Raw genomic sequence first — 22,095 nt, forward strand, 5'->3', positions numbered from 1 at the left:
CATGGCAACTGTGTTTCAGGCATATGCTTTCTGGTCGCGTTGCATGGCGTTGAGGATGGTGAGGAGCTTTCTGGCTGCGGCGATGACGGCGAGTTTCCTGGAGCCGGAGCGGGCGGCGATGGCGCTGTAGAAGGCCTTGAAGCGCGGCGCAGCGCGGATGGCGCCGAGCGCCGCCATATAGAGCGCCTTGCGCACGCGCGGCCGGCCGCCGCGGATGGGGCGCCGGCCGCGCCGCGTTCCCGAATCGTTGTTGCGCGGCGCCAGCCCGGCCAGGCTGGCGATGGTTTTGGGCGAACGGCCTCCGAGCTCGGGCAAATGGGCGATGAGGGTGAGCGCGGTGACGGGTCCGACGCCGGGGGCCGAGCGCAGGATGGCGAACGTGGCGGCGGTGGCGGCGTCGGCTTCGGCGATGGCGCTTGCGATGACCGCCTCGATGGTCGCGATGCGCTTGGCGAGGCAGGCGACGGCCGCCTCGATGTCGGCGATGACGTCGGGATCGAAGGCTTCGCCGAGATGCCTGGCCTCGCGGGCGCGGGCCTCGACGAGCTGGTCGCGGCGGCGCGCCAAGGCGGCGATGCGCTCGCGCTGGCGGCACGGCGGCTGGTCGGGCGCCGGGGTGAAGCGGCGGCCGTAGTCGGACAGCATGCGGGCGTCGAGCTTGTCGGTCTTAGCCAGAAGCCCGCCGGCCTCGGCGAAGCGGCGGGTCTGGACGGGGTTGCGCCTGGTGCTGGCGATGCCGGCCTCGGCCAGGGCGTGGCGCAACAGCCGGTCGTGGACGCCGGTCGCCTCGAAGACGACGAAATCGCGCCCCGGCGCAAGTCCGGCCGCGAAAGCCTCGATCGGCCCGGCCCGGTTGGCGAGCCGCCGGAAGCTGCGGCTGGACGGATCGAACACGTCGAGCATGTCCTTGCAGATGTCGCAACCGATGTAGTTATGCTGTATCATCACCGTGCCTCTTCCTGTGGTGCGAGGTCTGTGCAGCAGCCTCGTGCAACTGTTCAGGTTGATGGTTTCGAAGCGGGAGGGGAGCCGAGCCATGCCGCGGCCTGTCGGGCAAAACCCGACGACCAGGATTCCCACGGCCTCCTTCCCGCGCTCACCATACGCCAAAACAAACACACAGGATTCCCGACACTCTCCGCTCGTTCCTCGCTCACGAGGTCGGGAATGACGGGCTTCGTTTTCCGCTTCGGCCAGTCGCCGGCGCTGGAGATTGGCGGAGGCGAAAGTGAAATCCGTCATTCCCGATCTCGTGAGCGAGGAACGAGCGGAGAGTGTCGGGAATCCATGCCTCGACCTGGCGGGCACCAGAATCCTCTCCGGTATAGACATCCAGCGAAACGTTCGCAGATTGCCCTGCCGGGACGGAAGGCGCGGTGCATATCATGACCACCGCTACGCTCTCGACACGCGTACCCTCCGCCATTTTGCCGAGCCGCGGCGGCATAATCGGCGCGCTTTCCGACCTGTTCTGGCGCAGGCCGGGCGTGCTGCTCTTCCTGATGCTGGCGCCGCCGGTGCTGTGGCTCGGCATCGTCTATCTCGGCTCGCTGTTCGCGCTGCTTTTGCAGAGCTTCTTCTCGATCGACGAGTTTTCCGGCCTGATCAACCGCGAGCTCACGCTGAAGACCTATGGCGAGCTGTTCCTGCCCGCCAATCTCGACATCATCATCCGCACCGTCACCATGGCGGCGGCGGTCACCATCGCGTCGGCCATTATCGCCTTCCCGATCGCCTATTACGCGGCCCGCTATGCGCGCGGCAAATGGAAGGCGCTGTTCTATCTCGGCATCATGCTGCCGCTGTGGTCCAGCTATCTGGTCAAAATCTACGCCTGGAAGCTGATTCTGGCCAAGGAAGGCATCCTCACCTGGCTGTTCGAAAAGCTGCATTTGATGTGGCTGATCGACGCCTGGCTTTCCATTCCCGTCGTCGGCGGCAACTCGCTCTCCGTCTCGGCCACCGGCACCTTCATCGTCTTCGTCTATGTCTGGCTGCCCTTCATGGTGCTGCCCATCCAGGCTGCCTTGGAGCGCGTGCCGGGAAGCCTTATCGAGGCGTCCTCCGACCTCGGCGCCTCTCCGGCGCAGACATTTCGCAACGTGCTGTTCCCGCTAGCGCTGCCGGGCATCGTCGCCGGCTCGATCTTCACCTTTTCACTGACCTTGGGCGACTACATCATCCCGCAGATCATAGGCACGTCGCGCCTCTTCATCGGCCAGGCCGTCTATGCGCACCAGGGAACGGCCGGCAACATCCCGCTCGCCGCAGCCTTCACCGTCGTTCCGATCGTGGTCATGGGTTTTTACCTGTGGGGCGCCAAGCGCATGGGAGCGTTCGATGCGCTGTGAGCTTTCCAGGTTGCGCTGCCCCTCACCCTTACCCTCTCCCCGCAAGAACGGGGATAGGGGGTCGCCGGCGCTGCGGCCATCTCTCCTCTCCCCGTTCTTACGGGGAGAGGATGCCGGCAGGCAGGTGAGGGGCAGCGCCAATCTCCGATCAGGAGCCGCCCATGCGCTCTGACCGCCGGCAATCCGCTCCTCTCGGCCTGAAGATCGCCGCCGCCGCCGGCCTCCTGTTCCTGCATCTGCCGCTGCTCCTGATCTTCGTCTATGCCTTCACCACCGAGGAAAAGTCCTATCAATGGCCGCCGCCCGGCCTCACCACGCAATGGTTCGCGGTGGCGTGGAACCGGCCCGACGTGTGGCAGGCGCTGACGCTGTCGGTGCAGGTCGCCGCCATCTCGACGGCCATCGCCCTGGTGCTCGGCACGCTGTGCGCGGCGGCTGTTTCCGGGACTAAATTCTTCGGCCGCGAGACGATCTCGCTGCTGGTCATCCTGCCGATCGCGCTGCCCGGCATCATCACCGGCATCGCACTGCGCTCGGCCTTCAACCTCGCCGAAATCCCCTTCTCGTTCTGGACGATCATTCTCGGCCACGCCACCTTCTGCGTGGTCGTGGTCTACAACAACGCCGTCGCGCGCTTCCGCCGCATGTCCGGGTCGCTGATCGAGGCGTCGATGGACTTGGGCGCCGATGGCTTCCAGACGTTCCGCCATGTCATCCTGCCCAATATCGGCACCGCGCTGCTCGCAGGCGGCATGCTCGCCTTCGCGCTGTCCTTCGACGAGGTCATCGTCACCACTTTCACCGCCGGCCAGCAGCAGACGCTGCCGATCTGGATGCTCGAGGAACTGGTGCGGCCGCGCCAGCGCCCGGTCACCAACGTCGTCGCCATGGTCGTCGTCCTGGTGACGCTGCTGCCCATCCTCGCCGCGTATTACCTCACCCGCGACGGCGACCAGATCGCGGGAGGTGGGAAATGAACAGGGCAACAGGCAGTAGGCAATCGGCAGTAGGGAACAGACGGTCGGTGTTCCGACTGCCTACTGCCTATTGCCGACTGCCTCTCTGAAACAAAGGGAGAAGAACAATGTACACCGAGATGCTGATCGGATCGCGCTTCGAAAAAGGCACCGAGACCGAAGAGCCGATCCTGAACCCGAAGACCGGCGAGACCGTGCTCGGCCTGCCCGAGGCGTCGCAGGCCCAGATCGAGGCGGCGGTGGCCGCGGCCGAAAAGGCGTTCACGACATGGTCGCGCACCACGCCGGCGCAACGCTCCGGTTATCTCCTCAAGATCGCCGACCGTATTGAGGCCGAGGCGCAGGAGTTCGCCCAGCTCGAGGCGCTGAACTGCGGCAAGCCCATAAACGCCGTGCTCAACGACGAGATTCCTGCCATCGTCGACTGCTGGCGCTTCTTCGCCGGCGCGGTGCGGTCCATGCCTGGCGTCGTCGCGGGCGAATATCTGACCGGCCACACCTCGATGGTCCGCCGCGACCCGATCGGCGTCGTGGCTTCCATTGCGCCGTGGAACTACCCGCTGATGATGATGGCCTGGAAGCTCGCGCCGGCCATCGGCGGCGGCAACACGGTAGTGTTCAAGCCGTCCGAGCAGACGCCGCTAACGGCGCTGAAGCTGGCGAGGATCCTTGCCGAGATCCTGCCCGAAGGCGTGGTCAATGTCGTTCTGGGACGCGGCGAAAGCGTCGGCAACGCGCTGATCAACCATCCGAAGATCAACATGATCTCGATCACCGGCGACGTCGCCACCGGCAAGAAGGTGCTGCAGGCCGCCGCCAAATCGGTCAAGCGCACCCATCTCGAACTCGGCGGCAAGGCGCCGGTCATCGTGTTCGACGACGCCGATCTCGACGCTGTGGTCAACGGCCTGCGCGCCTTCGGCTACTACAATGCCGGGCAGGACTGCACGGCCGCTTGCCGCATCTATGCCGGCGCGAAAATCTATGACCGGCTCGTCGCCGATCTCTCCTCCGCCGTCTCGACGATTAAATTCAACCAGCCCGACGACACCGAAAACGAGATCGGGCCGCTGATCTCGCAGCGCCAGCGCGACCGCGTCGCGAGCTTCGTCGAGCGCGCCTCCGAGCTGAAGCATATCGAAATCACCACCGGCGGCCGGCCGGGCGAGGGCGGCGGTTTCTTCTATCAGCCGACGGTCGTCGCCGGCGCTTTGCAGGAGGACGAGATCGTGCGTCGCGAAGTTTTCGGGCCGGTGGTTTCGGTGACGCGCTTTTCCGATGTCGACCAGGCGGTCGACTGGGCCAATGACAGCGACTACGGCCTCGCCTCATCGGTCTGGACGAAGGACGTGTCGCGAGCCATGGCGACGGCCGCCCGCCTGCAATATGGCTGCACCTGGATCAACACGCATTTCATGCTGACCAACGAGATGCCGCATGGCGGCCTGAAGCAGTCCGGCTACGGCAAGGACATGTCGCTCTACGCACTGGAGGACTACACCGCCGTCCGTCACGTCATGATCGCGCACGGGTGATACGGCAGGCCTCACACGCCCGTTTTCATGTGAGATAGCGCCGTTTCGCAATGTCAGGCCGGCTCGTGTACAAATTCCGGCCTATTTCGCTCCAGCTTCCGGGCAAGCTATTGTTCTTGCTTGCCGTTTTCGGTGCGCGCGTGGCGCGCCGGGAAGGTTTTGTCCACGGGGTGTTTTGCAGAGCGGGTGAAGCATCCCCGCTTGGCCTCTTGCGCGGTTGTCGAAAACTCGCGTATCTGGTCGGACCAGATCACGCGGCGAGGGCTCAATGAAAATCGGCTTCTGCATGTTGCTGTGGACGACAAACGTCACCGGCAAGCACGAGAAATTGCTGAAGGATATCAAGGCGACCGGCTATGACGGCGTCGAGATTCCGATTTTCGAAGGTTCGCCCGACGACTACAAGCGCCTTGGCGGCATGCTCGACCGCATCGGTCTGGCGCGCACCGCCGTCTCGGCGATGGGCGATCCGGCGATGAACCTGATCGGCGACGCCGCCGCCCGCAAGGCGGGCATAAATTACATGAAATGGGCGATCGACTCCGCTTCCGCGCTCGGTGCCAACAGGCTTTCAGGCCCGCTGCATTCAACGCTCGGGCAATTCTCGGGCACTGGTCCGACCACAGCCGAGAAAAACCGTTCCGTCTCCTCCCAGCGTGCCATCGGCGATCACGCCGCGAAAAAGGGCGTCGTCATCGGCCTCGAGGCGCTCAACCGCTTCGAATGTTATCTGGTCAACACGATGGACGACCTCTGCGCCCATCTCGACGAGATCGGCCACAACAACATCGAGGCGATGTACGACACATTCCACTGCAACATCGAGGAAGCCGATCCTATCGGCGCTTTCACGAAGCACACGAAGCACATTGTCCATGTGCACATATCGGAAAACGACCGCGGCGTGCCCGGCCGAGGTAACATACCGTGGAAAAAGACTTTTTCGGCGATCCGCGGCAGCGGCTATGATGGTTGGCTGACGATTGAATCCTTCGGCCGCGGCCTGAAGGACCTAGCCGCCGCCACCAAAGTCTGGCGCGATTTCGCCGAAAGCCCCGAAGCGGTCTACCGCGATGGCTTCCGGCATATCAAAGACCACTGGAAGCGGGCAGGGCGCTGATCGCGAGTGCAACGCTAGCCCTATCCTTTAGCCACTCACATCGGCATCGGCTTCAGCGGCCTGCTCGGGCGTCACAGGCTCGCTCGGCCTTCTGACCTTGGCCGATGCCTCCAGCACCAGCGGCAAAAGCCCTTCGCCGCCTGTCTCGATGATCTCGAACAGATGCCGGCGCATGCGCGGTTCCCAGAATTTGTTGATATGCTCGGCAACGCCTGCCACGCCTTCCTCATGCGGCTTCGATTTGAAGAAGGTCGCGATCTGGTTGGCCATGCGCACGAGCTTTGCCTTGACGGCTGCGCTGTGGTTTTCGTCATGCGACATTTTTGGCGGCTCCGGGCGTGATGCGGTGAGGGTGGGTAAAAATGTCGAAATCGTCGCCGCGCACCAGCGCGATCAAGGTCATGCCAGCTTCCTCGGCCGTGCGGATGGCGAGCGCCGTCGGGGCCGAAACCGCGACTATGAACGCCGCGCCGATCGCCGCCGTCTTCTGCACCATCTCGACCGAAACCCGGCTGGTCACGATCACCGCGCCCGATGAGCCGGCGACGCCCTTTCGCGCCAGCGCCCCCGCCAGTTTGTCCAGCGCATTGTGCCGGCCGACATCTTCGCGCGCGGCGACAATGCCCTGGCCGGGAATGTAGAACCCGGCCGCATGCACCGCGCCGGTCTCGGCATGCAGCGGCTGCATCTTCGACAAGAGCCGCACCGACTGGACAATGTCGGCAGCGGTGAGGTCAAGCGACGTCGCGCCGACTTCCGGCACCGACCGCATCGCTTCCTCGATCGATTCGATACCGCATAGCCCGCAGCCCACCGGTCCGGCAAGCCGGCGCCGCCGCGCCTGGAAGCGCGTGTTCGCCTGGTCCTTCAGCCTGATCTGGATATCGATGCCCGCGCCATGGTCCTCGACCTCGATCGCGTCGATCTCGTCAGGCGACGCGATGATGCCTTCGGTCAGCGAGAAACCGAGCGCAAAATCCTCGAAATCCGCCGGGCTGGCCATCATCACCGCATGCGTGGTGCCGGCATAGGACAGCGCGATCGGCGTCTCCTCCGGCACCATGCGGGCAGCGGCGCTGATGCCGTTCGCCCGGCGCGCCAGGCGGGAGATTTGCGTAAGGGCGGGGCGCTGCTGCCGCCTAACCATCTCCTACTCCGCCGCTTCCAGCGCCGGCCGGATGCGGCGGCTCTGGCGCGCCTGCTCGTCATATTCGATCTGCCAGTCCGACGGCCCGTTGGACGGCGCGACCTGCACGGCGGTCACCTTGTATTCCGGGCAGTTGGTAGCCCAGTCCGAGAAGTCGGTGGTGATGACGTTGGCCTGCGTCGTCGGGTGGTGGAAGGTCGTATAAACCACGCCCGGCGACACGCGCTCGGTAACCAGCGCGCGCAATGTCGTCTCGCCGGCGCGGCTTTGCACGCGAACCCAGTCCTCGTCGCGGATGCCGCGATTTTCGGCATCGTGCGGATGGATTTCCAGCCGGTCCTCCGGGTGCCAGACGACATTGTCGGTGCGCCGCGTCTGCGCCCCGACATTGTAGTGCGAAAGGATACGCCCGGTGGTTAGCAGCAGCGGAAAGCGCGGTCCGCTCTTTTCATCCGTCGCCACATATTCCGTGCGGATGAACTTTCCTTTGCCGCGCACAAAGCCGTCGATATGCATCACGGGCGTTCCGAGCGGCGCCTTCTCGTTGCACGGCCACTGTACGGAGCCGACCTTGTCAAGATAATCGTAGGATACCTTGGCAAAGCTCGGCGTCGTCGCCGCGATCTCGTCCATGATCTCGGAAGGATGCTGGTAATTCCACGCCAGTCCCATCGCCTGCGCCAGCTTCTGCGTCACCTCCCAGTCGCCAAGGCCATTCTTCGGGGCCATCACCTTGCGCACGCGGTTGATGCGGCGCTCTGCGTTGGTGAACGTGCCGTCCTTCTCGAGGAAGGTAGAGCCCGGCAGGAAGACATGCGCATAGTTGGCCGTCTCGTTGAGGAACAGGTCGTGCACGACGACGCATTCCATCGCAGCGAGACCGGCGGCGACATGCTTGGTGTCCGGGTCGGACTGCAATATGTCCTCGCCCTGCACGTACAGCGCCTTGAAAGTGCCTTCCACGGCCGCGTCCAGCATATTGGGAATGCGCAGGCCCGGTTCGTTGTCGAGTTTCACGCCCCACAGCGTCTCGTAGATTTCGCGCGTCGCGTCGCCGGAGATGTGGCGGTAGCCCGGCAGTTCGTGCGGGAACGAGCCCATGTCGCAGGCGCCTTGCACGTTGTTCTGGCCGCGCAGCGGGTTCACGCCGACGCCCGGCCGGCCGATATTGCCGGTCGCCATTGCGAGGTTGGCGATGGCCATGACCGTTGTCGATCCCTGGCTGTGCTCGGTAACGCCCAGGCCGTAATAGATCGCGCCATTTCCGCCCGTTGCGTAAAGCCGTGCCGCCCCGCGGATTTCCTCCGGGTCGACGCCGGCAAGCTGGCCGACGACTTCCGGGCTGTTTTCAGGCAGCGCCACGAAAGACGCCCAGTCCTGGAACTCGTCCCAGTCGCAGCGCTCCCGGATGAATTTCTCGTCGAACAGGCCCTCGGTCACGATGACATGCGCCAGCGACGTGATCACCGCGACATTGGTGCCAGGCTTCAGCGGCAGATGATGCTGCGCCTCCACATGGGCCGAGCGAACGATATCGGTGCGGCGCGGGTCGAGAACGATCAGCTTGGCGCCCTTGCGCAGCCGCTTTTTCAGCCTCGATGCGAACACCGGGTGGCCGTCGGTCGGATTGGCGCCGATGATCATGACGACATCGGTCTTTTCGACCGAGTCGAAATCCTGCGTTCCGGCCGAGGTGCCGTAGGTCTGGCCGAGGCCATAACCCGTCGGGGAGTGGCAGACGCGCGCGCAGGTATCGACGTTGTTGTTGAGGAAGCCCTGCCGGACCAGCTTCTGGACGAGATAGGTTTCCTCATTGGTGCAGCGCGACGAGGTGATGCCGCCGACGGAGCCTCGGCCGTACTGATACTGGATGCGGCGGAATTCGCTCGCCGTATGCGCCAGCGCTTCCTCCCACGAAACCTCGCGCCACGGATCGGTCACCTTCTCCCGGATCATCGGCTTCAGGATGCGGTCCTTGTGGTTCGAATAGCCATAGGCGAAGCGGCCCTTGACGCAGGAGTGGCCGCGATTGGCCTTGCCGTCCTTGTAGGGCACCATGCGGACGAGTTCCTCGCCCTTCATTTCCGCCTTGAACGAGCAGCCGACGCCGCAATAGGCGCAGGTCGTGACCACCGAATGCTCGGGCCGGCCCATCTTCAGCACCGACTTTTCACGCAGCGCGTCGGTCGGGCAGGCCTGCACGCAGGCGCCACAGGACACGCATTCCGATTCGATGAAGTTTTCCGACATGCCCGCCGAAATGCGGGATTCGAAGCCCCTGCCGCTGACCGTCAGCGCGAAGGTGCCCTGCACCTCCTCGCAAGCCCGCACGCAACGCGAGCAGACGATGCATTGCGACGCGTCATAGGTGAAATAGGGATTGGATTCGTCCCGAGCGATGTAGTCGATGTTCAGCGATCCGTTGCCGGGCGCGACATGGTTGCGGCCGTCCACGCCGTAGCGGTTCTCGGCCAGCCCGACCGAGGCGGCGACCTTGTCGAACTCGCTGCCTTTCAGGCCGGCATCCGGATCCCAGCCCATAGGGTGGTCGGAGATGTAGAGTTCCATCACGCCGCGGCGGATGTTGTTCAGCCGCTCGGTCTGCGTCTTGACCACCATGCCTTCAGCGACGGGCGTCGTACAGGAGGCCGGCGTGCCGCCGCGACCTTCGATCTCCACCAGGCAAACCCGGCATGAGCCGAACGAGTCCAGCATGTCGGTCGCGCAGAGCTTGGGAATCTCGACGCCGAGTTCCATTCCGGCCCGCATGATCGAGGTTCCCTCGGGAACCGTCACGTCGCGGCCGTCGATGTTCAGCGTAACCGTCTTCTCGGACTGAGAAGCTGGCGTGCCGTAGTCGATTTCTTCAATCAGCGATTTGAACTCGGGCATGGCGTTCATGGTCCGCTCCTATTCCGCGGCTTCGGCGATGGGCGAGGGGCGAAAATCTTCCGGAAAATGGTTCAGCGCGCTCATCACCGGATATGGGGTAAAACCCCCAAGGGCGCAAAGCGATCCAAATTTCATGGTGTTGCAGAGGTCGGTGACGAGTTCGATCTGCTTCTCCGGCTCGATGTTCCTTGCGAGTTTGTCGAGTGTCTCGACGCCGCGCGTCGAACCAAGGCGGCAGGGGGTACACTTGCCGCAGCTTTCGATCGCGCAGAACTCCATTGCGAACCGCGCCTGTTTCAGCATGTCGGCTGTGTCGTCGAACACCACGATACCGGCATGGCCGATCAGCCCGTCCTTGGCGGCGAAGGCCTCGTAATCGAAAGGCGTGTCGAACAGGGAACGCGGGAAATAGGCGCCCAGCGGTCCGCCTACCTGCACTGCCTTGACCGGCCGGCCGCTCTTCGTGCCGCCGCCGATATCGTCGACGATCTCGCCGAGCGTCAAGCCGAACGCGGCCTCGAACAGACCGCCATATTTGCTATTGCCGGCGATCTGGATCGGGATGGTGCCGCGCGAGCGGCCCATGCCGAAATCCTTGTAGAACTGGGCGCCGCGATCCATGATGATCGGTACGGAAGCCAGCGAGATCACGTTGTTGATCACGGTCGGCTTTCCGAAAAGGCCCTTGTGCGCCGGCAGCGGCGGCTTGGCGCGGACCAGGCCGCGCTTGCCTTCCAACGATTCCAGCAGCGACGTTTCCTCGCCGCAGACATAGGCGCCCGCGCCGACGCGGATTTCCATGTCGAAGGCATGGGGCGAGCCGAGCACGTTGACGCCGAGCACGCCGGCCTTCCGGGCGATTTCCACCGCCGCGTTCATGGCTGTTGCCGCATGCGGATATTCGGAGCGGAGATAGACGAAGCCCTTGGTCGCGCCTGTCGCGATGCCGGCGATCGCCATGCCTTCGATCAGCACGAAGGGATCGCCCTCCATGATCATGCGATCGGAGAAGGTGCCCGAATCGCCTTCGTCGGCGTTGCAGACGATGTATTTGCGGTCGCCCGCTGTATCGAGCACCGTCTTCCACTTGATGCCTGTCGGGAAGCCCGCGCCGCCGCGCCCGCGCAGGCCCGATTCCGTGACCTGGGCGACGATGTCGGCAGGCGCCATCTTGACCGCATTTTCCAGGCCTTTCAGCCCGCCATGCGCCCTGTAGTCGTCGAGCGACAGCGGATCTGTGATGCCGCAGCGCGCGAAGGTGAGGCGGGTCTGCCTCACCAGGAAGGGGATTCGTTCCGGGTCGCCGAGCGAGAGCGGATGCTGCCCGCCCGAAACCAGCCCGGCGTCGAACAGCGAAGACACGTCTTTCGCAGAGACGGGGCCGTAGGCGACGCGTCCTGCCGGCGTCTCGACCTCGACCATCGGCTCCAGCCAATAGAGGCCGCGCGAGCCGTTGCGGACGATTTTCACATCGAGCGCGCGGACCGCGATTTCCTGCTCGATCGCCTTGGCGACCTTTTCGGCGCCGAGCGCCAGCGAGCCGGAATCGCGAGGAATGTAGATTGAGACCGTCACGAGCGCACCTCCTGGACGATCTCGTCGATCTTGTCGGCGTCGAGCCGCCCGATCGGTTCGCCGTCGAGCATCGCCGATGGCGCGCAGGCGCACAGGCCGAGGCAATAGATCGGCTCCAGCGTGACGGAGCCGTCCTTGGCCGTTTCGTGAAAGCCGATGCCGAGCGCTTGCTGCACCTGCGCCGCTATGGCGTCGCCGCCCATCGACTGGCACGCCTCGGCGCGGCAGAGCTTCAGCACATGCCGTCCAGCCGGATGATTGCGGTAGTCATGATAGAAGGTGACGACACCATACACTTCGGCGCGTGAAATGTTCAGCGCCTCTGCAATGACCGGCAGCGTCTCGGCCGGAACATGGCCGAACTCTTCCTGGATGCCGTGGAGGATGGGCAGCAGCGGCCCTTCGAGCGCCCGATGCTCGTCTATGACCGAACGCGTCCGGGCGAGAATGTCGGTACCTGCAAGCTGCATCGTCACGCAGCGCCCTCCCTGGCTGGCGCCCCTTGCCGAGCGCTAAGTAATTACGAAACCAAACGAAACGCATGAAATCAATAGCGCTGTTTCGTTGGTTGATAGAAAAAATCTATCAAGCTTTCCGCCTGCAGAGGATTTAACCTAGAGCCGCTTCTTCAAATCGTCAGCCAGCGTCATGGCTTCGTCCAGAAGCGCCGCGACCAGCGGCGTGTGCGGTTCGCGCGGCGCCGCGACAAGGCCGACCAGGTGGCTGGCGTCCGGTTGGACGATCGGTATGGCGCGGATCGGTTCGGAAAAACCGAATGTCTCGGCCAGGTTCAGCGGCATGATCGACGACCATTTGCCGGTCTTGATATGCGAGAAAAGCACGATCATCGAGTTGGATTCGAGCGTGGGCCGCACCTGCGTGCCGGATTCCGCCAGGTGCTGGTCGATGATCCGGCGGTTCTGCATGTCGGGGTCAGCAGGCAGAGCGGCAGCCCGCTCACCTCCGACCATGTCACCTGGCTCCGCTCGGAAAGGGCGGTGCCGCTGGCGGTGATGAGCTGGTAGCGTTCCGAATAGAGCGGCACCGATGTGACACGCCCCAGCGGCTCGTTGTCGAGATAGGTTATGCCGGCGTCGATCTCGAAATTGCCGAGCAGCGTCAGCACCTCGATCGAGGTCCGCGACAGGATCTGGAAGGTCACGCCCGGGTGCTTCTCGCGAAACGGCGTCGTCAGCCGCTGCACCATGGCGAGCGCGGTCGGCACCGCGGCGATCCGGATGCGGCCGGAGAGACCGTGGCGTGCGGCGCGCATTTCCTCGCGCATGGTGCGCGCGTCGCCCACGATGCGCCGTGCCCATTCCAGCACCTGCGCGCCTTCCGGCGTCAGCCCCTGGAACCGTGAGCCGCGCTTGACCAGCATCACGCCCAGTGTGTCCTCGAGTTGCTTGATCGCGGCCGATAGCGTCGGTTGCGTCACGCCGCATTCCTCAGCCGCCCGGCCGAAGTGCTGCGCCTTGGCGAGTGCGATGAAGAATTCGAGTTTGTCGATCATGGGACAACGCTAACCGGCAAAACGCGATCGCGCTAGGCCGCTCCATCTGACGGTGCTTACGGGTCCGACTTATATGAAAATCCCCTATGAAAATCCCCGAACAACATCCCCGACCAACCGAATAACTACATTGACGTACTTCTAAAATGTAGTAAGTTCACGGAGATGAAAGTTGTTCGGCTCAGGCCCTATCTGCGCGCGATGGAGCATATGGGCTTTGATGACGAGGCTATGCGACGGGTCGAAGCCGAACTGATTTTTGCGCCCGAGGCCCATCCGATCATCAAAGGTCTGCGCGGCGTCCGGAAGGCGCGGTTTGCGCTTCCGGGAAGGGGCAAGAGCGGCGGTGGACGTGTGATCTACTATGTCGCCGTCGAGGAAGCGATCTACATGATGACTGCATATCCGAAGAATGAACGTGATGATCTGTCGCCTGATCAACGAAAGGCAATTCTGGCGGCGATCGACAGCCTCAAAGGAGACAGGAGATGAGCCGCATAGGAGCCGATCTTGTGGAGGCGTTCGAGGAGATGGCGGCGCATCTTCGCGGCGAGATCCAAGTGGAGAGCTACGAAGTGCCCGCCGATGTCCTTACCCCGGAGAAGATCCGGAATATTCGGCGCAAGGTGGCCAGGAGCACGAAGGCTTTCGAAGCGGAATTCCAGATTTCCGCGCGCACTATGGAATCATACGAGCAGGGCCGCAGAAAGCCGGACGCCGCGATGACGGCGCTTCTTCGCATCATCGACAAGGAGCCGGAGGCAGTGCGCCGCGCGCTCACCTCCTGATCTGCGCCTACTGGTTGATCAGGTTCAAAATATTACCGTCGGGATCCTTGAACCAGGCGACCTTCATGTCGCCCATGACGTGGATGTGGCCGTCCATGGTGACGCCTGGCCACTCGTAGTGCTCGAAGGGCACGCCTTTGTCTTCCAATGCCTTGACCAGCTTGCCGATGTCGTCACCGACGGTCCAGGTCACCGCCGTCGCCTTGTTGGTGCCGGCGAATTCGGAGCGGTAGACGTTGATCAGCGTATCGCCGCTGGCGAATACGATCACCTCCTCGCCTTCCCGGCCGACCGGCTTCAGTCCGAGCGTGTTCTCGTAGAAGGCGCCGGCCTTCGCCAGATCCTTCACCGCGATGTTGGCCGTCGCATTTCTGTTTCCGAGCATGATCGCCTCCTCTGATAACGGGCTGCTACGTCCAAGGACGTTTCACACAACTCTATTCCGACACCTGAATGTCATTTTTTCCAGCCTCACCAGGAATCGGCGCCGGCTCAATCGTCCGCGCGCTCCTTGTGGTGCTCGCTTTCCTGGTGCTCGCCGCGCAGCATGTTGCGGTCGTCGGGATCGACGAGGTTAGGCGCATCGGTCCGCAAATTGGAGCCCTTGCGGTAGGCCTCGCGCTCCTGCTTCGATTTCTTCAGCTCGGCTTTGGCATCGAAATCCTTGCCGGCGTTTTTGGTGTTTTCGCGTTCCTCGATGATCCGCACCTGCTGCTCATGCGTTTTCCTGCCGGTCATGATTGTTCTCCTGTCCGTGATTGGCTGAAGCGCGAAGCCGCGCCTGGGTCGCAGTTCCAACGGACGCCGCCCGCGAAATGTTCCTTCGACGGAGGCCCAGGGAGAAGTAGTCGGCCATGCCGCTTGGTTCTGACCCCGAACTGCATTATCTGAAGCCCAACCGCGAACAGGAAGAACCCGAGAGAATGTCCGTCACCAAGGAAGCCGTCATCGAGCGCCTCAGGACCGTCAACGGGCCTGACTTCACCGGCAACATCGTCGAGCTCGGCCTCGTCTCCGACATTTTTATCGCTGATTCCAAGGTCTTCTTCTCGATCACCGTGCCGGCCGAGCGCGCCAGGGAGATGGAGCCGCTTCGCGCCGCCGCCGAGCGCGTGGTCAAGGCGATGCCGGGCGTCGTCGGCGCCATGGTCGCGCTGACGGCCGAAAAGAAGGGCGGCGGCATGGAGGCGCCGGTGCCGCCCCGTCGCGACGCGCCGAGGCCGGCCGCACCTGCTCCGCGTCATTCCGCAGCCGCGGCTCCAAGGCCCGCTCCGCATGCGCCGCCTTCGCACGGCACCGGCAAACGTGGCGTGCCGGGCATAGCAGCCATCATTGCCGTCGCTTCGGGCAAGGGCGGCGTCGGCAAGTCGACCACCGCCGTCAACATCGCGCTCGGGCTTTTGGCCAACGGCCTCAAGGTGGGCGTGCTCGACGCCGACATATACGGCCCGTCCATGCCGCGGCTTCTCGACATCCACGGCCGGCCGCAGACCGTCGACGGCAAGGTCCTGAAGCCGATGGAGAAATACGGCCTGAGGGTGATGTCGATGGGCTTCCTCGTCGACGAGGAGACGCCGATGATCTGGCGCGGGCCGATGGTCATGTCGGCGCTGACGCAGATGCTGCGCGAGGTCGAGTGGGGAGAGCTGGACGTGCTCGTCGTCGACATGCCGCCCGGCACCGGCGACGCCCAGCTCACCATGGCCCAGCAGGTGCCGCTGGCCGGCGCCGTCATCGTCTCTACGCCGCAGGACCTCGCCCTGATCGACGCCCGCAAGGGGCTGAACATGTTCAAGAAGGTCGACGTGCCGCTGCTCGGCATCGTCGAGAACATGAGCTATTTCATCGCTCCCGACACCGGCAAGCGCTACGACATTTTTGGCCATGGTGGCGCGCGGAAGGAGGCCGAGCGTCTCGGCGTCACCTTCCTCGGCGAGGTGCCGCTGCAGATGGAGATTCGCGAGACCTCCGATTCCGGTTCTCCGGTCGTCGTCTCCAACCCGCAAGGCCCCGAAGCCAAAATCTACCGCGACATCGCCAGCAAGGTTTGGGAGCGGGTGACCGAGGAACGCGCCGCTGCCCAGGCTTCCGTGCCGAGCATCGTGTTCGAATAGCGCCCTTACCCTTCCTCTTGCAGCGAGGAAACGTGCCTACGCCCCGCTCACCTTCTCGTTGAAGGTGGAAAAAAACTGCCCGGCCAGTTTCTTCGAAGTCGATTGTATTAGCCGGCTGCCCAGCTGCGCGATCTTGCCGCCGACATCGGCCTTGGCCTCATAGGTCAGCACCGTTGTGCCCGGCCCGTCCTCGGCTAGCCTGACGTCTGCCCCGCCCTTGGCGAAGCCGGCGACGCCCCCCTTGCCCTCGCCGGAAATCGTGTAGGAGTGCGGCGGGTTGAGGTTGGCGAGCGTAACCTCGCCGGCGAAGGTCGCCTTGATCGGCCCGATCTTCAGCACCACGGTCGCCGTAAGTTCGCTGTCGGATTTCTTTTCAAGACTTTGGCATCCAGGGATGCTGGCCCTCAGCACGTCCGGATCGTTGAGCGCTTCCCAGACCCGTCCGATCGGAGCGGAAATCCGCTCCTCGCCTTCGATAATCAAAGCCATGCTCAACCCTCCGGATGTCCTCCGCAAAATGCCTATCGCAGGGTTTCGGCCTTGTCCATCGCACCAAAGTGCGATGCGGCGCGTTCGGCTCTTGCGATGCTACTTGTCATACAATATCGATGCGGGACGTATTTCCGGAGAACGTCATGGCAGGCCCGTCCACGAAGAAAAAATTCCGCTCGAAGGAGTGGTTCGACAACCCCGACAATCCGGGAATGACCGCGCTCTACCTGGAGCGCTACCTCAACTACGGCCTGACGCGGGCCGAGTTGCAGTCCGGCAAGCCGCTGATCGGCATCGCCCAGACCGGCTCCGACCTGTCGCCCTGCAACCGTCACCATCTCGAACTCGCCAAGCGGGTCCGCGAAGGCATTGTCGCGGCTGGCGGCATCCCGTTCGAGTTTCCCTGCCACCCGATTCAGGAAACCGGCAAGCGCCCGACCGCGGCGCTCGACCGCAATCTCGCTTATCTGTCGCTGGTCGAGGTGCTCTACGGCTATCCGCTCGACGGCGTCGTGCTGACCATCGGCTGCGACAAGACCACGCCGGCCATGCTCATGGCCGCCGCTACCGTCAACATCCCGGCGATAGCGCTGTCCGTCGGGCCGATGCTCAATGGCTGGCACAAGGGCAAGCGCACCGGCTCCGGCACGATCGTCTGGGAATCGCGCCAGCGCCTCTCGGCCGGCGAGATCGGCTATGACGAGTTCATGGACATCGTCGCTTCCTCGGCCCCCTCGGTCGGCTACTGCAATACGATGGGCACCGCCACGACGATGAACTCGCTGGCCGAGGCGCTCGGTATGCAGCTTCCCGGCTCCGCCGCCATCCCCGCCCCGTACCGCGAACGCGGCCAGGTCGCCTACGAGACCGGAAAACGCATCGTCGACATGGTGCATGAGGATCTGAAGCCGTCGGATATCATGACGCGCGAAGCGTTCGAAAACGCCATCGTCGTCAATTCGGCGATCGGCGGCTCCACCAACGCGCCGATCCATTTGAACGCCATCGCCCGCCATTTGGGTGTCAAGCTCGACAATGACGACTGGCAGGCGATCGGCCACAAGATTCCGCTGCTGGTTAATCTGCAGCCGGCCGGCGAATATCTCGGTGAGGACTATCACCATGCCGGCGGCGTGCCGGCCGTGGTGATGGAACTGATGAAGGCCGGCCTGCTGCCGCATCCCGCCGCGCTCACCGCCAACGGCGCCTCGATCGGCGACAATTGCCGCGACGTCGAAAACCTCGACCAGCAGGTCATCCGCACCGCCGCCGATCCGCTGCGCCAGGATGCCGGCTTCATCAATCTGAAGGGCAATCTCTTCGACAGCGCGATCATGAAGACCAGCGTCATCTCGAAAGAATTCCGCGACCGCTACCTCTCCAACCCCAGCGACCCGGAGGCGTTCGAGGGCAAGGCGATGGTGTTCGACGGGCCGGAGGACTACCACGCCCGCATCGACGATCCGGCGGAGAACATAGATGAGCACACCGTGCTGTTCATGCGCGGGGCAGGGCCGGTCGGCTATCCCGGCGGCGCCGAGGTCGTCAACATGCAGCCGCCCGCCTACCTCATCAAGAAGGGCATCCATTCGCTGCCCTGCATTGGAGACGGCCGCCAGTCGGGAACTTCCGGCACGCCGTCCATCCTCAATGCGTCGCCCGAGGCGGCGATCGGCGGCGGGCTCGCGCTGCTGCGCACCGGCGACCGCGTCCGTATCGATCTGAAGAAGGGGTCAGCCGACATACTGATCAGCAGCGAGGAACTGGCGGCGCGCCGCGCCGCTCTTGCCAGAGACGGCGGCTACCATTTCCCAGGCCACCAGACGCCGTGGCAGGAAATCCAGCGCGGCATGGTCGGCCAGATGGCCGAGGGCATGGTGCTGGAGCCGGCCGTCGCATACCAGCGCATCGCGCAGACGAAAGGCGTGCCCAGGGATAATCATTGAACTGAGGAGCGCTGATCCTCCCCCGTTTACGGGGGAGGGGGACCGCCGAAGGCGGTGGAGGGGGCAGGCCCCTGCCCTGACTTACCCATCCGACTTTCCCGCCTCCGCAATCATCACCAGCACACCCTCCAGCGCCTGATCCTCGAGCACGTCGCTCGCGGCGATCCGCAGCGTCCTGATGCCCCGGCCCGCCAGCCACGCGTCCCGACAAATGTCGTGGTGCGTCTGTCCAAGCAGGTCGTGCACGGCCCCATCGACCTCGACCGCCAGTCGCGAAGCCGCGCAATAGAAATCCAGCACGTAGGGACCGACAGGGTGCTGGCGCCGGAAGCGCATCCCGTCCAACCCGCCCCGGCGCAACTGCTCCCAAAGGATCACCTCGGGCAGGCTCATGTCCCGCCGCAACTTCGTGGCCCGCTTGAACGTCAGCACCGGCGCGCGCATCGCTCCCCCGATCGTGCCCCCTCCACCATGCTTCGCATGGTCCCCTCCCCCGTAAACGGGTGAGGATCAGCGGAGACGCCGGTTCCTGCTTTGGAAAGCCGAGGCGGAGAGTTGATCCTCCCTGCGAAGCGGGGGAGGGGACCGCCGAAGGCGGTGGAGGGGGGCGCTGCGAACCTCAAACGTGGATAGAATTCACCCTCTTTCCGGCCAAATCAAAGAAATCTGCCTTTCAGATCAATGGCATAACAGCCGGCGAGAAGATTCTTCGCGCCTTCGTTTATCCACACCCTCCGTCGCTCCCTCATAATCTCCTCACCGTTCTGACGGGACCTGGTGCGCACCGGGTATCAGGCAGAACGGCGGTGACCTCCCGGCGTGGGTTCGGTATCCACGTCTCCGAGGGCGTCCGACGGGCCGGCATTCCGAGCGAAGCGTCAAGGCTTCGTGAACGGAAGGCGGATCATCCGCGCGTCATTGTCCATGGAAAGAACATGGAGCGGGGCGCGTGACCGGTCGACTGGGGCGACAGACACCGGACGGGCGGGCATGGGAGTGCCTGTTCTTTTTTACGAATTCGTGCGGCGCTTTCCTGCCCGCCCATCTTCCCGACTCCTGAGCCTGTCGAAGGGCTCGCAAATGGCCAGGGCCGAAAGGCAGCGTGGCGATGATGCGGTGCGCCTCTCCCTTCTCCCCTTGTGGGAGAAAGTGCCTGAACGAAGTGAAGGCGGATGAGGGGTGTTGGAAGAAATGAGACGGAGAAGATGGGCTCAAGCAACATTCCGCGCCGCCAGAAACCCGGGCAGATCGGCGATCGAATCCAGCACCACGTCGGCCATCGGCGCCAGCGTCTCGCGCGTGCCGGTGCCGGAAAGCACGGCGATCGCGAGCCCCACCCCGCCCGCGCGGGCCATCTCCATATCATGACGGTTGTCGCCCACCATGGCGATCTCCGATGGCTTCAAGCCGGTCAAATCGGAGAAGGCGTAAACAGCATCCGGCGCGGGCTTGGGATTGGCGACCGCGTCGTAGCCGTAGGCTGCGTCGAACATCTGCGCCACGCCGAGCGCCAGCAGCGTCTTTTCCGCGCCGCCGGTGGAATCGTTCGTGGCGACGCCGAGCCGGAAGCCGGAGCTGTGCAGTCGGGCGATCGCGTCCTGGCTGCCGGGCAGCGGCACGGACTGCCTGGCGCCCTCATCCGCCGTGAAGCGGTCGAAGCCGATGGTCATCTTCCGCCGTTCCTCGGCAGCGGCTTGCGGATACCACAGCGCCACGATGTCGGCATTGGTGCCGGCGGCGAACACCGAATCGGCCTTGAAGCACTTTTTTGCGAAATCGTAGCCGGCGGCCGCCATCAGCGCGTCGGCCTTGCCGCGGTCGCCGCCCGCCGCCTGCAACGCCAAAAGGTCGCCGATCGCGAACCAGGTCGCCTGGAAATCGACGAGTGTCCCGTCCTTGTCGAACAGGATGCCTTTGATGCTGCTCAAGATCACCTACTCCGCCCCTCGCAGATGGTGGATATGACGCACGAGCCCGGCTGTCGAGGCGTCGCTTCTCGCGGCATCCTCTGTACCCTCCACGACAGGCAGCAGGCCAGTGGCCAATTCCTTGCCGAGTTCGACGCCCCATTGATCGAACGCGTTGATGCCGAAAAGCTGCGCCTCGACGAAGACGCGGTGCTCGTAGAGCGCGATCAGCCGACCGAGCGTATGCGGGTCGAGTTTTTTGTAGAGGATCGTCACCGACGGCCGGTTGCCGGGAAATACCCGGTGCGGCGCGATCTTCTCGACCTCCTCCGCCGTCATGCCCTTGGCCCGCATCTGCTCTTTCGCTTCCTCCAGCGTACGCCCCTTCATCAGCGCCTCCGACTGGGCAAGGCAGTTCGCCAGAAGCAGATCGTGGTGATGGCGAAGTTCCGGCTCGTGGCCCTCAGCCGCGGCCAGAAACTCGACGGGAATGATGTCCGTGCCCTGATGCAGCAGTTGGAAAAACGCATGCTGGCCGTTGGTGCCGGGTTCGCCCCAGACCACCGGTCCGGTCGGCGTCGTGACAGCGCCGCCATCGATCGTCACCCGCTTGCCGTTCGATTCCATGTCGAGCTGCTGCAGATAGGCCGGCAGCCGCGACAAGCGCTGGTCGTATGGGATCACCGCGCGGGTCGGATAGTCGCAGATGACCCGGTGCCAATACCCGATCAGGCCCATAACCACGGGGATGTTCTTCAACAGCGGCGCGGTGGCGAAATGCCGGTCCATTTCATGCGCGCCGGCCAGGAACTCGCGGAAATGTTTCGCTCCGACCGCGATCATAACCGGCAGGCCGATCGCCGACCACAGCGAGTAGCGGCCGCCGACCCAGTCCCAGAAGCCGAAGACGCGGTCGGGCGCTATGCCAAAGCTCGCCACCTTGTCCAGCGCGGTCGAGACGGCCGCGAAATGTTTTGCCACGGCGGCGGCGCCCAGCGCCTGTTCAATCCATTTACGCGCTGTCGCCGCGTTGGTCATGGTCTCGATGGTAGTGAAGGTCTTGGAAGCGACGATGAACAGAGTCGTCTCCGGGTCGAGCCCCTTCAGCGTATCGTGGATATGCGCGCCGTCGACGTTGGAGACGTAATGCGCGCGCGGCCCGTCGTGATATGGCGCGAGCGCCAGCGTCGCCATGGCTGGCCCGAGATCGGAGCCGCCGATGCCGATATTGACGATATCGGTAATCTTGCGGCCGGTTGCCCCCGATGCGGCGCCGGAGCGCACCGCGTCCGAAAACTTCTCCATGGCGTCGAGAACGGTGCGCACGCCGCCCATGATTTCCGCACCGTCGAGCACGATCTTCGCATCAGGCCCGGCGCGCAGCGCCGTGTGCAGCACGGCGCGGTCCTCGGTGATGTTGATCCTCTCGCCCGAAAACATGGCCTTGCGCCGTTCGGCAAGGCCCGCGGCTTCCGCAAGCCTTTCGAGCAGGTTCATGGTTGCGGGCGTGACGGCGCATTTCGACCAATCGAGCAGCAGGTCGCCCTCGAGCAAAGAAAATTTAGCAAAACGCTGGGGATCGGAAGCGAACGCATCGCGCATGTTCTTCGGCGCAACCGCGCGGTTGTCGCGGAGCGCTGCCAGCTCCGCCTTCAGAAAATCTCTCACTGCACTCTCCAGAATGAACCGGTCCGGACGGTACCCTACCAGACCTTGCCTCGGTTTGAGAACGTTCGCG

General features: G+C 63.9%; 20 protein-coding genes and 1 pseudogene. 8 read left to right on the forward strand and 13 right to left on the reverse strand.

Annotation, left to right across the window (positions count from 1 at the left end):
• Nucleotides 1-15: 15 nt before the first annotated feature.
• On the reverse strand, nt 16-945 hold the full coding sequence (locus tag ACG873_RS29225) for an IS110 family transposase (RefSeq protein ID WP_394886544.1): 930 nt from the start codon (nt 943-945) through the stop codon (nt 16-18).
• Nucleotides 946-1,385: 440 nt separating this feature from the next.
• On the opposite strand from ACG873_RS29225, the gene ACG873_RS29230 reads away from it, so the two are divergent.
• From ACG873_RS29230 to ACG873_RS29245, 4 genes are all read left to right on the forward strand, one after another.
• Complete coding sequence (locus ACG873_RS29230) at nt 1,386-2,351, forward strand: ABC transporter permease (protein WP_394889326.1); 966 nt, start codon at nt 1,386-1,388, stop codon at nt 2,349-2,351.
• Between the two features lie 161 nt (nt 2,352-2,512).
• The gene (locus ACG873_RS29235) at nt 2,513-3,328 is read left to right on the forward strand and encodes an ABC transporter permease (RefSeq protein WP_394889327.1); all 816 of its coding nucleotides are present in this window, start codon (nt 2,513-2,515) and stop codon (nt 3,326-3,328) included.
• Between the two features lie 107 nt (nt 3,329-3,435).
• Nucleotides 3,436-4,863 (forward strand): gamma-aminobutyraldehyde dehydrogenase, encoded by a 1,428-nt coding sequence (locus ACG873_RS29240; RefSeq protein ID WP_394889328.1) that lies wholly within the window; start codon nt 3,436-3,438, stop codon nt 4,861-4,863.
• A gap of 268 nt (nt 4,864-5,131) precedes the next feature.
• Nucleotides 5,132-5,983 (forward strand): sugar phosphate isomerase/epimerase family protein, encoded by an 852-nt coding sequence (locus tag ACG873_RS29245; protein ID WP_394889329.1) that lies wholly within the window; start codon nt 5,132-5,134, stop codon nt 5,981-5,983.
• Nucleotides 5,984-6,010: 27 nt separating this feature from the next.
• Here ACG873_RS29245 and ACG873_RS29250 read toward each other — a convergent pair whose 3' ends face one another.
• The 6 genes and pseudogenes from ACG873_RS29250 to ACG873_RS29275 all read right to left on the reverse strand — a co-directional run bounded on the left by ACG873_RS29250 (nt 6,011) and on the right by ACG873_RS29275 (nt 13,110).
• Nucleotides 6,011-6,304: a formate dehydrogenase subunit delta gene (locus ACG873_RS29250; RefSeq protein WP_394889330.1), complete on the reverse strand. Its 294-nt coding sequence runs from the start codon at nt 6,302-6,304 to the stop codon at nt 6,011-6,013.
• Nucleotides 6,294-7,130 (reverse strand): formate dehydrogenase accessory sulfurtransferase FdhD, encoded by an 837-nt coding sequence (gene fdhD / locus ACG873_RS29255; RefSeq protein ID WP_394889331.1) that lies wholly within the window; start codon nt 7,128-7,130, stop codon nt 6,294-6,296. Before fdhD ends, ACG873_RS29250 begins: the two co-directional genes overlap by 11 nt.
• Before the next feature lie 3 nt (nt 7,131-7,133).
• Nucleotides 7,134-10,022 carry a formate dehydrogenase subunit alpha gene (gene fdhF, locus ACG873_RS29260; protein WP_394893762.1) on the reverse strand — a complete coding sequence of 963 codons (2,889 nt, stop codon included), beginning with the start codon at nt 10,020-10,022 and terminating at the stop codon, nt 7,134-7,136.
• A gap of 18 nt (nt 10,023-10,040) precedes the next feature.
• Nucleotides 10,041-11,597, reverse strand: a complete 1,557-nt coding sequence (locus tag ACG873_RS29265) for a formate dehydrogenase beta subunit (RefSeq protein ID WP_394889332.1) — start codon at nt 11,595-11,597, stop codon at nt 10,041-10,043.
• A complete protein-coding gene (locus tag ACG873_RS29270; RefSeq protein ID WP_394889333.1) occupies nt 11,594-12,073 on the reverse strand; it encodes a formate dehydrogenase subunit gamma in 480 nt (159 codons plus the stop codon). Before ACG873_RS29270 ends, ACG873_RS29265 begins: the two co-directional genes overlap by 4 nt.
• A 138-nt stretch (nt 12,074-12,211) precedes the next feature.
• Nucleotides 12,212-13,110 (reverse strand): annotated as a pseudogene (locus tag ACG873_RS29275) (LysR family transcriptional regulator).
• Nucleotides 13,111-13,311: 201 nt separating this feature from the next.
• Here ACG873_RS29275 and ACG873_RS29280 point away from each other — a divergent pair.
• Both ACG873_RS29280 and ACG873_RS29285 read left to right on the forward strand, forming a co-directional pair.
• Nucleotides 13,312-13,602 carry a type II toxin-antitoxin system RelE/ParE family toxin gene (locus ACG873_RS29280; RefSeq protein ID WP_394889334.1) on the forward strand — a complete coding sequence of 97 codons (291 nt, stop codon included), beginning with the start codon at nt 13,312-13,314 and terminating at the stop codon, nt 13,600-13,602.
• On the forward strand, nt 13,599-13,898 hold the full coding sequence (locus ACG873_RS29285) for a helix-turn-helix domain-containing protein (RefSeq protein WP_394889335.1): 300 nt from the start codon (nt 13,599-13,601) through the stop codon (nt 13,896-13,898). Before ACG873_RS29280 ends, ACG873_RS29285 begins: the two co-directional genes overlap by 4 nt.
• A 7-nt stretch (nt 13,899-13,905) precedes the next feature.
• Here the strand turns inward: ACG873_RS29285 and ACG873_RS29290 are convergent, their stop codons facing one another.
• Both ACG873_RS29290 and ACG873_RS29295 read right to left on the reverse strand, forming a co-directional pair.
• The gene (locus tag ACG873_RS29290; RefSeq protein WP_394889336.1) at nt 13,906-14,283 is read right to left on the reverse strand and encodes a VOC family protein; all 378 of its coding nucleotides are present in this window, start codon (nt 14,281-14,283) and stop codon (nt 13,906-13,908) included.
• Between the two features lie 107 nt (nt 14,284-14,390).
• Complete coding sequence (locus ACG873_RS29295; RefSeq protein WP_394889337.1) at nt 14,391-14,636, reverse strand: hypothetical protein; 246 nt, start codon at nt 14,634-14,636, stop codon at nt 14,391-14,393.
• A 185-nt stretch (nt 14,637-14,821) separates the two neighbouring features.
• Between ACG873_RS29295 and ACG873_RS29300 the strand changes: the two genes are divergently transcribed.
• Nucleotides 14,822-16,012, forward strand: a complete 1,191-nt coding sequence (locus ACG873_RS29300) for an Mrp/NBP35 family ATP-binding protein (RefSeq protein WP_394893763.1) — start codon at nt 14,822-14,824, stop codon at nt 16,010-16,012.
• 36 nt (nt 16,013-16,048) lie between these two features.
• Here ACG873_RS29300 and ACG873_RS29305 read toward each other — a convergent pair whose 3' ends face one another.
• Nucleotides 16,049-16,501, reverse strand: coding sequence for an SRPBCC family protein (locus ACG873_RS29305; protein ID WP_394889338.1), 453 nt, complete (start codon nt 16,499-16,501; stop codon nt 16,049-16,051).
• A 146-nt stretch (nt 16,502-16,647) separates the two neighbouring features.
• Between ACG873_RS29305 and ACG873_RS29310 the strand changes: the two genes are divergently transcribed.
• On the forward strand, nt 16,648-18,450 hold the full coding sequence (locus ACG873_RS29310) for an IlvD/Edd family dehydratase (protein WP_394889339.1): 1,803 nt from the start codon (nt 16,648-16,650) through the stop codon (nt 18,448-18,450).
• An 81-nt stretch (nt 18,451-18,531) separates the two neighbouring features.
• On the opposite strand, the gene ACG873_RS29315 is transcribed toward ACG873_RS29310, so the two are convergent.
• From ACG873_RS29315 to pgi, 3 genes are all read right to left on the reverse strand, one after another.
• The gene (locus tag ACG873_RS29315; protein WP_394889340.1) at nt 18,532-18,894 is read right to left on the reverse strand and encodes an endonuclease domain-containing protein; all 363 of its coding nucleotides are present in this window, start codon (nt 18,892-18,894) and stop codon (nt 18,532-18,534) included.
• 767 nt (nt 18,895-19,661) lie between these two features.
• The gene (locus tag ACG873_RS29320) at nt 19,662-20,378 is read right to left on the reverse strand and encodes an HAD family hydrolase (protein ID WP_394889341.1); all 717 of its coding nucleotides are present in this window, start codon (nt 20,376-20,378) and stop codon (nt 19,662-19,664) included.
• 6 nt (nt 20,379-20,384) lie between these two features.
• Entirely contained in the window at nt 20,385-21,959 is a 1,575-nt protein-coding gene (gene pgi, locus ACG873_RS29325) for a glucose-6-phosphate isomerase (RefSeq protein ID WP_394893764.1), read from the reverse strand.
• Nucleotides 21,960-22,095: the final 136 nt, after the last annotated feature.

Origin of the sequence: Allomesorhizobium aridi, assembly GCF_043769475.1 — a bacterium.
Classification (GTDB): domain Bacteria; phylum Pseudomonadota; class Alphaproteobacteria; order Rhizobiales; family Rhizobiaceae; genus Allomesorhizobium.

Bases quoted from the DNA above. Each gene is read 5' to 3' on its own strand.
- ACG873_RS29225 (WP_394886544.1), bottom strand. From the start codon at position 945: ATGATACAGCATAACTACATCGGTTGCGACATCTGCAAGGACATGCTC.
- ACG873_RS29230 (WP_394889326.1), top strand. From the start codon at position 1,386: ATGACCACCGCTACGCTCTCGACACGCGTACCCTCCGCCATTTTGCCG.
- ACG873_RS29235 (WP_394889327.1), top strand. From the start codon at position 2,513: ATGCGCTCTGACCGCCGGCAATCCGCTCCTCTCGGCCTGAAGATCGCC.
- ACG873_RS29240 (WP_394889328.1), top strand. From the start codon at position 3,436: ATGTACACCGAGATGCTGATCGGATCGCGCTTCGAAAAAGGCACCGAG.
- ACG873_RS29245 (WP_394889329.1), top strand. From the start codon at position 5,132: ATGAAAATCGGCTTCTGCATGTTGCTGTGGACGACAAACGTCACCGGC.
- ACG873_RS29250 (WP_394889330.1), bottom strand. From the start codon at position 6,304: ATGTCGCATGACGAAAACCACAGCGCAGCCGTCAAGGCAAAGCTCGTG.
- fdhD (WP_394889331.1), bottom strand. From the start codon at position 7,130: ATGGTTAGGCGGCAGCAGCGCCCCGCCCTTACGCAAATCTCCCGCCTG.
- fdhF (WP_394893762.1), bottom strand. From the start codon at position 10,022: ATGCCCGAGTTCAAATCGCTGATTGAAGAAATCGACTACGGCACGCCA.
- ACG873_RS29280 (WP_394889334.1), top strand. From the start codon at position 13,312: ATGGAGCATATGGGCTTTGATGACGAGGCTATGCGACGGGTCGAAGCC.
- ACG873_RS29285 (WP_394889335.1), top strand. From the start codon at position 13,599: ATGAGCCGCATAGGAGCCGATCTTGTGGAGGCGTTCGAGGAGATGGCG.
- ACG873_RS29290 (WP_394889336.1), bottom strand. From the start codon at position 14,283: ATGCTCGGAAACAGAAATGCGACGGCCAACATCGCGGTGAAGGATCTG.
- ACG873_RS29295 (WP_394889337.1), bottom strand. From the start codon at position 14,636: ATGACCGGCAGGAAAACGCATGAGCAGCAGGTGCGGATCATCGAGGAA.
- ACG873_RS29300 (WP_394893763.1), top strand. From the start codon at position 14,822: ATGTCCGTCACCAAGGAAGCCGTCATCGAGCGCCTCAGGACCGTCAAC.
- ACG873_RS29305 (WP_394889338.1), bottom strand. From the start codon at position 16,501: ATGGCTTTGATTATCGAAGGCGAGGAGCGGATTTCCGCTCCGATCGGA.
- ACG873_RS29310 (WP_394889339.1), top strand. From the start codon at position 16,648: ATGGCAGGCCCGTCCACGAAGAAAAAATTCCGCTCGAAGGAGTGGTTC.
- ACG873_RS29315 (WP_394889340.1), bottom strand. From the start codon at position 18,894: ATGCGCGCGCCGGTGCTGACGTTCAAGCGGGCCACGAAGTTGCGGCGG.
- pgi (WP_394893764.1), bottom strand. From the start codon at position 21,959: ATGCGCGATGCGTTCGCTTCCGATCCCCAGCGTTTTGCTAAATTTTCT.